This window comes from Streptomyces sp. NPDC055078 (genome assembly GCF_053607985.1).
In genome coordinates this window covers 1-10,398 of the sequence record NZ_JBSGUP010000271.1, presented here as the reverse complement: position 1 = coordinate 10,398, position 10,398 = coordinate 1, and the positions used below count along the sequence as shown (strand labels likewise).

General features: G+C 72.4%; 8 protein-coding genes. 4 read left to right on the top strand and 4 right to left on the bottom strand.

Features of this window, described 5'->3' with window-relative positions:
* Positions 1-33: 33 nt before the first annotated feature.
* A complete protein-coding gene (purU, locus tag ACWF94_RS22165) occupies positions 34-885 on the bottom strand; it encodes a formyltetrahydrofolate deformylase (RefSeq protein WP_453490987.1) in 852 nt (283 codons plus the stop codon).
* Between the two features lie 109 nt (positions 886-994).
* Entirely contained in the window at positions 995-1,441 is a 447-nt protein-coding gene (locus ACWF94_RS22160) for an SCO4402 family protein (RefSeq protein WP_453490993.1), read from the bottom strand.
* 198 nt (positions 1,442-1,639) lie between these two features.
* Between ACWF94_RS22160 and ACWF94_RS22155 the strand changes: the two genes are divergently transcribed.
* The gene (locus tag ACWF94_RS22155; RefSeq protein WP_453490984.1) at positions 1,640-3,028 is read left to right on the top strand and encodes an ABC transporter substrate-binding protein; all 1,389 of its coding nucleotides are present in this window, start codon (positions 1,640-1,642) and stop codon (positions 3,026-3,028) included.
* 271 nt (positions 3,029-3,299) lie between these two features.
* On the opposite strand, the gene ACWF94_RS22150 is transcribed toward ACWF94_RS22155, so the two are convergent.
* Positions 3,300-4,934: a hypothetical protein gene (locus ACWF94_RS22150; protein WP_453490981.1), complete on the bottom strand. Its 1,635-nt coding sequence runs from the start codon at positions 4,932-4,934 to the stop codon at positions 3,300-3,302.
* A 167-nt stretch (positions 4,935-5,101) separates the two neighbouring features.
* On the bottom strand, positions 5,102-6,484 hold the full coding sequence (locus ACWF94_RS22145; protein ID WP_453490978.1) for a transcriptional regulator: 1,383 nt from the start codon (positions 6,482-6,484) through the stop codon (positions 5,102-5,104).
* A gap of 351 nt (positions 6,485-6,835) precedes the next feature.
* On the opposite strand from ACWF94_RS22145, the gene ACWF94_RS22140 reads away from it, so the two are divergent.
* From ACWF94_RS22140 to ACWF94_RS22130, 3 genes are all read left to right on the top strand, one after another.
* Positions 6,836-7,513, top strand: a complete 678-nt coding sequence (locus tag ACWF94_RS22140) for a bifunctional DNA primase/polymerase (RefSeq protein ID WP_453490975.1) — start codon at positions 6,836-6,838, stop codon at positions 7,511-7,513.
* 236 nt (positions 7,514-7,749) lie between these two features.
* Entirely contained in the window at positions 7,750-8,601 is an 852-nt protein-coding gene (locus ACWF94_RS22135) for an ABC transporter ATP-binding protein (protein ID WP_453490972.1), read from the top strand.
* A gap of 47 nt (positions 8,602-8,648) precedes the next feature.
* Entirely contained in the window at positions 8,649-10,304 is a 1,656-nt protein-coding gene (locus tag ACWF94_RS22130) for a transporter (protein WP_453490990.1), read from the top strand.
* Positions 10,305-10,398: the final 94 nt, after the last annotated feature.

The window sequence follows — 10,398 nt, the reverse complement described above, 5'->3', positions numbered from 1 at the left end:
GTCGGCTCGCGCCCCCGCCGTACGTGTCAGGCTTCAGGCGAAGACGACGGTACGGCGGCCGTTGAGCAGGATCCGGTGCTCCGCGTGCCACTTCACCGCGCGCGCCAGGGCCTGGCACTCCACATCGCGGCCCACCGCCACGAGCTGTTCCGGGGTCACCTCATGGCCGACCCGTTCGACCTCCTGCTCGATGATCGGGCCCTCGTCGAGGTCGGCCGTCACATAGTGGGCGGTCGCGCCGATCAGCTTCACACCCCGGGCGTGCGCCTGGTGGTAGGGCTTGGCGCCCTTGAAGCTCGGCAGGAAGGAGTGGTGGATATTGATGATCCGGCCGCTGAGCTGCTTGCACAGATCGTCGGAGAGCACCTGCATATAGCGGGCGAGCACCACCAGCTCGACGTTCTCCGCCCGCACCAGCTCCAGCAGCTCCGCTTCCGCTTCCGCCTTGTTGTCCTTGGTGACCGGAATGTGGTGGAAGGGGATGTCGTACGAGCCGACCAGCTCGGCGAAGTCCCGGTGGTTGGAGACGACCGCCGCGATCTCGACGGGCAGCGCGCCGATACTGGAGCGGAACAGCAGATCATTGAGGCAGTGGCCGAATTTGCTGACCATCAGCACGATCCGCATGGGCTCGTCGGCGAGGTGGATCTGCCAGTCCATCTGGAAGGAGTCCCCCACGGCGGCGAAGCTCGCCCGCAGCTTCTCCACGGTCACCGGGGCCTCGGCCGAGAAGTGGACCCGCATGAAGAACAGACCTGTGTCCCGGTCCCCGAACTGCTGGCTGTCCTCGATGTTGCAGCCAGTAATGAAGAGATAGCTCGACACGGCATGCACAATGCCCTTTTTGTCCGGGCAGGAGAGCGTCAGGACGTACTGGTCGGTCATCCTCGTAGGGTGCCACATCGGTACCCCCCGGCCGGACTCCGTCCGGCAGACGGAACAGCCGACGGGACGGCCGACGGGACGGCAAGGGGATCAGCGGGACAGGCCGTGCTCACGCGGTCCGGGTCATGATCCGCAGTACGTCCAGCGAGCGCGGCGGCACGTCCGGGTCCTCCCCGTCATTGGCCGCCAGCTGTATGTGCGCCTCGCGGCACGCCCGTACCGCGTCCGGCCAGCCGGGGTGCTCCAGGTACACGGAGACGAGCGCGTCCGCGCCCACCTGGTGCATGATCCGCAGCACCCTCAGGACGGCCGCGTCCACGAGCGCGGCCTCGGCGGAGTCGCGGAAGATGGTGCCGACGTACTTCTCGGCGGACCAGTTGTCCAGCCAGGTGTCCTCGACCAGCCGGTACACGGCGTCGGTCACATCGCCGTACCCCTCCCGGCCGGTCAACCAGGTCTCCTGGTGGAAGACGGGGTCGGAGAGCATGTGCAGCGCCGAACGCACTTGAGTGCGCCAGCGCCACCAGGGCATGTCGGTGAGCGGCATACCGCCCATGGTGGATGAGCGACGGCCGCGACGGGAAGAGGGGACCGGTCCTTGCTGCACGACCCGATCGTACGTTCTCCGCCGCCGGCGGCCCGCGCAGCCCCCTGACCCCGGGGTTTCCGTAACTCCCGTAGTTCATCTTCCCGTCACCTGTCGTTGAAGCCGACACATTCCGCCGTTACCCGGGTGACGGAATGCTCACTCTTCATGACCGACAGGCGACGCCCGGCCTCCCCCGGCCCCTCGTGGATCGCGCGGACCCGCTCGCTCCGCACCCTGCCCGCGGCCACCGTCACGGCCACTGCCACGGCCGTGGCCCTGCTCGTCTCCGGCTGCGGGGTGATCCCCGGCGGGGCGGACGAGGCCCGGGAGCCCGTGACCGTGATGACCTTCGCGCCCGAGAGCACCGAGGCGACGAACAAGCCCGGAATGCCCGCCATGGCCAAGGCGTACGCCCGCTGGGTCAACTCCGATGGCGGGATCGACGGCCATGAGCTGCGGGTCATCTCCTGCAATGAGCGGAACACCCGGGTCGGCGCCCTGGCCTGCGCGCGGCAGGCGGTCGACGAGGAGGTGGACGCGGTCGTCGGCTCGTACAGCCAGCACGGCGACAGCGTCCTGGCCCCGCTCGAAGCGGCCGGTATCCCCTTCATCGGCGGGTTCGGGGTCTCGGAGGAGGAGTTCAACAGCAATATGTCCTATCCCGTCAACGGCGGGCAGGCCACCCTGCTCGTCGGCAACGGCCTTCAGCTCGCCGACGTCTGCCGCCGGGTGACGCTCGTACGGCCCGACTCGCTGGCGGGCGACGAGCTGCCGCCGCTCCTGAACGCCGGTCTCGCCTCGGCCGACCGGCGGTCCACCGACGTCCCGGCGGCCGAGGACGCGACCGACTACACCGAGGTCGCCGGCCGGGCCCGTACCAAGGCGGGAAGGTCGGCCCCCTCAGGGACCTCCTCAGGGGCCGCCGTCGCCCCCTCAGGGACCTCCTCAGGGACCCCCTCAGAGAGCGGTGACTCCCGGCCCGGCTGTGTCACGGCCGCGCTCGGCGAGCGCACCGAGACGTTCTTCGACTCCTTCCGGCGGCTGCCCCCCGACGATCTCAAGGTCAGGGTCTCCTCCGTCCTCGGGAGCGTCGGCCAGTCGCTCATCGACCGTACGGGCGGCCCTAAGGGCGTCTTCGAGGGCGCCTTTATCACCGGGTGGTACCCGGACGCGGGGGACGCGCGCTGGGACGGGATGGAGAGGGTGATCGCCGCCCACGCGTTCGGCGACAACCGCATCGACCCCGCCGACGCGGGCGTGCAGACCACCTGGATCGCGTACACCGTGCTGAGCGCGGTCGTCGAGTCGCTGGACTCGGACGACATCTCCCCGGAGCAGATCACCGAGGCCCTGGACAACGGGGTCCGGGTGACGACCGGCGGTCTCACTCCCCCACTGCGCTGGGACTACGAGGACGATCTGGACACCCCCGGCTTCCCCAGGATCGTGAACCGGGCGGTGACCTTCCAGGTCGTACGGGACGGACGGCTCGTGGCGCAGCGCGCCGGCTTCGTCGACGTCGGCGCGACCCTGGCGAACTCCGACACGGGCTGAGCCGCTTTCTGGCTCCCGCCGAGGCCCCATGACTCCCGCCGAGGCCCCGTGACTCCGGCTGAGCCCCGGGCACGGGCTGACCCTCCGGCCGGGGGTTGAGCCGGTGGCCCTGGCCGCCTCGGCAGGCCCGGCGTCAGGCCCCGGCCGACCCGGCAGCCCCCGCCGCGCGGTGCTCCGGCGAACCCGGTGGGGACCGGCCGACCCGGCCGACCCGGCCGACCCCGCCGGACGGCGCCCCCGTGCCCCCGCGCCCCCATCCCCCCAGGGCTGCTCAGAGCTGGTCGCTGCGGCGTTCCGTCAGGTCGTAGCGGGCCGCGATGGCGTTCCACAGGCCCGATGCCTCGCGCTTGGCCTCGGTGGCCTCGCCGCTGGCGCGGTTGGCCTGGGAGGCGCGCTTGGTGGTGCGGGCGCGGCCGTCGCGGCAGACCTTCTTGCTCTTGGCCTGGGTGGCCCAGGCCGCGTAGTGGTCGTCCGCCGCCGCCGAAGCCTGCCATGCGTCGGTGAGCGACTCGGTCAGATCCTCGTTCTCGGGCAGCTTGTCCACGGGCAGCACCTTGAGCCGGGTGACCAGACCGCGGCGCTGCTCGGCCGCCCCCCGCAGATCCGCCGCCGCCCGGTCCAGGTTCTGGCACCGTTTGATGCTCTCCACCGACCTGATCACCGCGGCACGGCTGTCGTTGCTGTCCGCGAGCAGCCGGTCGAGCCCCACGGCCTGCGTCTTCACCGGGTCGGCCGGCTCCTTCGCGGAGGGCTCGGCGGACTGTCCGGGCGAGTTCGCGGCGGCCACGTTCTTGCTCGCGCCGGGTTCGTCGCCCTTGTCGTCGTCGCCGCCGAACACGACGGCGCCGGCGGCCAGCCCGAGTACGGCACAGCCGACCACCACGGCGGCGAGGACCGGCAGCGGCGAGGACTTCTTCTTCCGCCGCGGCTCGGGGTCCTCCGGCCGGACCGCGCCCTGGTACTGCGGCGGCGGACCGCCGTCGAAGCGGGGCGGCTGCCCGGCCGGGCCCGGGCCCGCGCCCGGCCCGTCCGTACGGAAGAGACTGTCGAACTCGGCGGGCGGCGGGCGCTCACCGGGCGCCCCCGGCCGGATCCCGTAGGGCGGGCCCATGGGTTCCGCCGGTACGGGCGGCAGATACTGCGTCACCGGCTCGGCGGCGGACGGCTGCCCGGGGCCGAACCCCTCGGGCGGGAGCGCCCCCGGCGCGACGGGCGGTATGTGCTGGGTGGCATCCAAGGCACCGGGTCCGGCACCGGGTCCGATGGGCGGTATGTGCTGGATGTACCGCACCCCGTCCGAGGGGCCCATGCCCGGCGGAACGGGCGGTATGTACTGAGTGGCGTCGGATGCACCGGCACCGGCACCGGCACCGGGCCCGGGTTCGATAGGCGGTATGTGCTGGATGTACTGGGTCGCCTCCGAGGCGCCCTCGACCGGCGGGACCGGAGGCAGATGCTGGGTGGCGTCCACGGCGCCCATCGCAGGCGGCTGAGGATACGACTGAGGAGGCAGGTGCGCGGGCGCCTGCGGAGGCATCTGCGGCATCGCCCCCGGCCCACCCGGCGGTACGTACGGAATGTACTGCGTCGCGTCGGACGCCCCGGCGACCGGCTCCGGCGGCGGCAGCGCGCCCGGTCCGGCACCCGGCGGTACGGCGTCCGGCAGGGGCTGGGCGGCGGGCGGCGGGCCGGGCGGCGACCCGTGTCCGGCACCCGGGCCCGGGTGCCGGGACTCCGGGGGCAGGCTCCCCGGCGGCCGGCCCCACGGCTCCCCGCCCACGGGCGCCGTCTGCCCACCCGGCCCCTGGGGTGCCAGGGGGCCGGATCCGTCGGCGGGCAGCACGACGCCCTCGTGCGCGGGCCGGTCGGCCGGTAGCCGCTCGTCACCCTGTCCGCTGTGCGTCACCGGTACTCCTACGTCTGGATACGTGTGGACTTGCCTATGAACCTACGGAAGCGACAGTTCACGCTACCGGGTGTCCAAAGTCCTCCGCACACACGTCCGGAACCGGTGCCGGCCGGCGCCCGCGAGCCCAGGTCAGCGGGCCTCCTGGGGACGGCCCCCGACAAAGGTCACGCCGCCTGCACCTCCATCCGCGCACCGAACTCACGGACCGACGGCTCATCCGCGTACGGCTCCAGGCGCTGCTGGAAGTCGTCCAGATACTCCGCGCCCCGGCTGGAGCGCAACTGCCCCAGCAACTCCACCGCGCGGGTGCCCGTCTGGCACGCCTCCTCCACCTCGCGCTGCTGGACCTGCGCGGTGGCCAGCAGGACGAGCCCGATCGCCCGCCGCCGCGCCCGGCCCTCCGGATGGCTCTCCAGCGCGTCCGCCGCCTGCTGGGCCGCCGCCTCCGACTCGCCCAGATCGCGGTAGCAGTGCGCCAGTTCGTCCGCGAGATAGGCGCGGTCGAAATGGGCGATCCACACCGGGTCGTCCCCGGCCTCCGGCTCGGCCCGCTCCAGCGAGGCGACCGCCTTCGTCGCCACCGCATGACAGGTCCTGGCGTCCCCGAGCAGCGCGTGACCGCGCGCCTCGGCGGCGTAGAACATCGACTCGGCCCGGGGGGTGATATGCCCCCGGGCGCCTTCCTGGGCGGCGCGCGCCAGTTGGGCGATCTCTCTCGGATTGCCGAGCTGGGCGGCGAGATGGCTCATGGAGGCCGCGAGCACATAGCCGCCGTACGCCCGGTCGCCCGCCGCCTGCGCCAGGCGCAGCGCCTGGATGTAGTAGCGCTGGGCGAGACCGGGCTGGCCCGTGTCGACGGCCATGTAACCCGCCAGTTCGGTGAGCCGGGCGACCGCCCCGAACAGCTCCCGGCCGACGGATTCGCGGTACGAGCCCGACAGCAGCCCGGAGACCACGGAGTTGAGGTAGTGCACGACGACCGGGCGGACATGCCCACTGCCGAAACGGTGGTCCAGCTCGGTGAGCGCGGCCGTCATCGCCCGTACGGCCTCGACGTCCGAACTGCCCACCCGGGCGCCCGCCGTGCGCGCCACCTGGGCGTCCGCGCCCGTGATCAGCCAGTCCCGGCTGGGTTCGACCAGCGCGGAGGCCGCGACCGCCGCGCCGGAGAGGAAGTCCCGGCGTCCCACATCGCTGCGCCACAGCTCACAGACCTGCTCGATGGCGCCGAGCACGGTCGGGGAGAACTGGAGGCCGACGCCGGACGCCAGATTCTTGCCGTTGGCCATACCGATCTCGTCGATCGTGACCGTACGGCCGAGTTTGCGGCCCAGCGCCTCGGCGATGATGCCGGGCGCCCGCCCGCGCGGCTGCTGACCACGCAGCCAGCGCGCCACCGACGTCTTGTCGTAGCGCAGGTCCAACCCCCTTTCCGCGCCGACCATGTTGACGCGGCGGGCGAGCCCGGCGTTGGAACACCCGGCTTCCTGGATGAGCGCCTGCAACCGTTCGTTCGGCTGTCGGGCGACGAGAGGCCGTGCTGCCATGAATAACCCCCTGAGGCCGCGGTGATCCACGCAGGGATCATTGCCCGGCTGATTTACGGAGAATGCAGACTTCGTGCACCTGATCCGGAATTTCCAGAAGTTCGTTATTCCAGAAGTACGTGCGGAATCGGTGCAGAAGTCCGTCCGGAATCTGGAAGACGGCCGCGTGGTACCTCCCCCGGCACCGGCGACGCGTCGCCCCCCTTTGTAATAACTGGGTACCCGCCCCCGTGGCCCGTCTCCACACGCGCCCCCGTCCATGCATCCGTGCGCCCCGCGTGCAGGGCGGGTGCTCCGGGGCGGCCCACGGAGGGCCCGTAACCCAAGGTGACGGCTGGAGTTGAGAGTGTCGTGGAAGAGACCATCGCAGTCACGGCAGCCGCACCCATCCCCCAGCAGCGCGGTGAGCTGCTGCTCGATCACGCCGTGCGGTACGCGGAAGAGCGGCACTGGGACGTGTTCCCCGGCACCTGGCTGGAGGCGGGCGAGGGCAGAGAGTACTGCTCCTGCGGCGAACGGGACTGTGCGTCGCCCGGCGCGCACGCGGCCAGGCCGGACTGGGCGAGCCTGGCGACCGGCAGCGCGACCGGCGCCCGGCGGCTGTGGGGCAAGCAGCCGAAGGCGGCGGTCCTGCTGCCGACCGGCCGCAGCTTCGACGCCATCGACGTCCCGGAGTCCGCGGGCTTTCTGGCGCTGGCCCGGCTGGAGCGCATGCAACTGCCGCTCGGCCCGGTGACCCGCACCCCCGAGCGCCGGATGCTGTTCTTCGTCCTCCCGGGCGCCGCGCTCAAGATCCCCGGGCTGCTCCGCTCGCTGGGGTGGGCACCCGGGGCCATCGACATGCTCGCCCGGGGCGAGGGCCACTATGTGGCGGCTCCGCCGACCCGGGTCGGCGGCGCGGGCGCGGTCCAGTGGGCCCGCCGCCCCACTCCCGCCAACCGCTGGCTGCCGGACGCGGACGAGCTGATCAGCCCGCTCGCGTACGCCTGCGGACGGGAGGCCGCCGAGGTGCGCGCCCGCACGGCTTGAGGGCTGACCCGTTGCGTACGGCCTGAGGGCTTTCCCGTGACGTACGGCCTGAGGGCTTTCCCGTGACGTACGGCCTGAGGGCTGACCCGTCAGGGAGCCCGCACAGACCCCCGTGGCGGAAGCCCGCACAGGCCCCGGCGGAGCCTGCTTAAGGTGGTCCCGTACTGGTGCATGCATACCGACCGCATGTATGACCGACCTGTACGACTGACCGGGAACACCGAGAGGCGGGGCAGATGCCGGACGACCTGGCGACGGGGGCCGCAGCGGGCGGAGCGGGGGCCGGCGGAGCGCGGGCCGACGGAGCGGGGGTGGCACCGCCCGCCGTCCGTGTCGAGGGACTGTGGAAGAGGTTCGGCGAGCAGATCGCCGTCTCCGGCATCGATCTCACCCTCCCCGCGGGCAGGTTCATCGGTCTGGTCGGCCCGAACGGCGCCGGCAAGACGACCACGCTCTCGATGGTCACCGGGCTGCTGCGCCCGGATCACGGGAAGGTGGAGATCGTCGGCCACGACGTGTGGCGCGACCCGGTCGCGGTCAAGTCCCGGATCGGTGTCCTCCCTGAGGGGCTGCGGCTCTTCGACCGGCTCTCCGGCCGCGAACTGCTGGCCTACAGCGGCCGACTGCGCGGGCTGCCCGGCGCCGAGGTCGACAAACGCGCCGCCCAGCTCCTGGGCGTCCTCGATCTGGCGGGCGCGCAGAACAAACTGGTCGTCGACTACTCGACCGGTATGCGCAAGAAGATCGGGCTGGCCGCCGCCCTGCTGCACAACCCCGAGGTGCTCTTCCTGGACGAGCCCTTCGAGGGCGTCGACCCGGTCTCGGCGCAGACCATCCGCGGCGTCCTGGAGCGGTACACCGCGTCCGGCGCGACCGTCGTCTTCTCCAGCCATGTCATGGAGCTGGTGGAGTCCCTCTGCGACTGGGTCGCCGTGATGGCCGGGGGCCACATCCGCGCCCAGGGCACCCTGGCGGAGGTCCGCGGCGACGCGCCCTCGCTCCAGAGCGCGTTTCTGGAGCTGGTCGGCGCGACCGGGCGCGACGCAGGCGACTCCCTGGACTGGCTCGGCGGGGGCGGTGCGCGGTGAGCGCCTCCGGGGCGGGTGGCGTGGTCGACGCCTCCGGGACGGGCGCTGTGGGCACCGCCGGCAGGGGGCCGGTGACCGCACCCGGCCCGGACGCGGTGAGTACGGGACGGCTGGCCGGGCTCTTCGTACGGCTGAAGCTGTCGCTGCTGCGCAACGGGCTGAACCAGTCGACGGCCCGCACCGCCGTGTTCGTCGTGTCGCTGGTGTTCACCCTGCTCCTCGCGACCGGCCAGCTCCTGGGGCTGGTTCTGCTGCGCGGCAGCGACCACGCGGCGACCGTGGTGGTCCTGTTGACGGGTGTGCTGGCGCTCGGCTGGGCCGTGATGCCGCTGTTCTTCCCCAGCGGGGACGAGACACTGGACCCGACCCGGCTGGTGATGCTGCCGCTGCGGCCGGGCCCGCTGGTCGCCGCGCTGCTGGCGGCGTCGCTGGTGGGCATCGGCCCGCTGTTCACGCTCTGCCTGCTGGTGGGCTCGGCGCTCGCGCTGTCCTACGGTGCCGTCGCGGCGCTCGTCGCGCTCGTCGCGGTCCCGCTGGTGCTGTTGGTGTGCGTGGCGCTGGCGCGGGCGGTGTCGGCGGGCAATATCCGGCTGCTGACCTCCCGCAAGGCACGCGATCTGGCGCTGCTGAGCGGTCTGGTGGTCGCGGTCGGCATCCAGGTGGTCATCTTCGGCGTCCAGCGGCTGGGCGAGCGCGGCGGTCTGACGGCACTGGACCCGGTGGCGGATGTCGTACGGTGGCTGCCGCCCGCGTCCGCGATCGGTGCGATCGGCTCGGCGGCCGACGGGTCGTACGGCGTGGCGCTGGTCCAGCTCGCCCTGTCGGGCGCGGCCCTGTACGGCCTGCTGTGGTCCTGGCAGCGCAGTCTGACCAAGCTGATGACGGCCCCCGACGGCTCGACGCTCGCCGCGTCGCAGAACACGGACGCCAAGGGGGCCCGCGACGGGGCCGCCACCGGATGGCACCAGTTGCTGCCCGAAGGGCGCACGGGCACGGTGATGCGGCGGAGCCTGCGCTATGTGTGGCGCGACCCGAAGACCAAGGCCGCGTGGGTCACGTCGCTGGTGCTCGGTCTGATCGTGCCGCTGTTCAACGCGCTCCAGGGCGCGGGGTCGGTCTACTTCGCGTCCCTCGCGGCGGCGATGCTGGGCATGCTGATGTACAACCAGTTCGGGCAGGACACCTCCGCGTTCTGGATGGTGGCGCAGACGATCTCGACCACCGAGGACGCCTACGCGGAGCTGCGGGCGCGGGCGCTGGCCCTCCTGGTGATCACCCTCCCGTACACGATCGCCGTCATCGCCCTCGTCGCGGCCGTCGTGGGCGACTGGCGGACACTGCCTTCGGCACTGGGGCTGTCCCTCGCCTTGCTGGGCGCGATGCTCGCGACGGGCGCGGTGGCGTCGGCCTACTTCCCGTACTCGATCCCGCAGGACAGCGCGTACAAGAACGTCGCGCCGGGGCAGGGATCGCTCGCCTGGATCTCGCTCCTCGGCGGGATGCTCGCCGGGGCGCTGCTGTCCGGGCCGGTGATCGCCATGACGATCTGGCTCCATCTGACGGACGGCCACGGGTCGCTGTGGGTCCTGCTGCCGGTCGGCGCGGCGTACGGGACGCTGCTCGGCTGGGCAGGGGTACGGCTGGCGGCGGCACCGACCGCCCGGCGGCTGCCGGAAATCCTCACGGCGGTCAGCAAGGGCTGAGGGCCGGGGCGTCCCTGCTCCTGCCCGTCGCCTGCCATTTCGGCCCGGCCCGGGGGGGGGCTCTGCCCCTGGGCTCCGCCCCGGGGACCCCGCC

Excerpts from the sequence above, each read along its gene's own strand:
- ACWF94_RS22155 (WP_453490984.1), top strand. The coding sequence starts at position 1,640 with ATGACCGACAGGCGACGCCCGGCCTCCCCCGGCCCCTCGTGGATCGCG.
- purU (WP_453490987.1), bottom strand. The coding sequence starts at position 885 with ATGACCGACCAGTACGTCCTGACGCTCTCCTGCCCGGACAAAAAGGGC.
- ACWF94_RS22160 (WP_453490993.1), bottom strand. The coding sequence starts at position 1,441 with ATGGGCGGTATGCCGCTCACCGACATGCCCTGGTGGCGCTGGCGCACT.
- ACWF94_RS22145 (WP_453490978.1), bottom strand. The coding sequence starts at position 6,484 with ATGGCAGCACGGCCTCTCGTCGCCCGACAGCCGAACGAACGGTTGCAG.
- ACWF94_RS22135 (WP_453490972.1), top strand. The coding sequence starts at position 7,750 with ATGCCGGACGACCTGGCGACGGGGGCCGCAGCGGGCGGAGCGGGGGCC.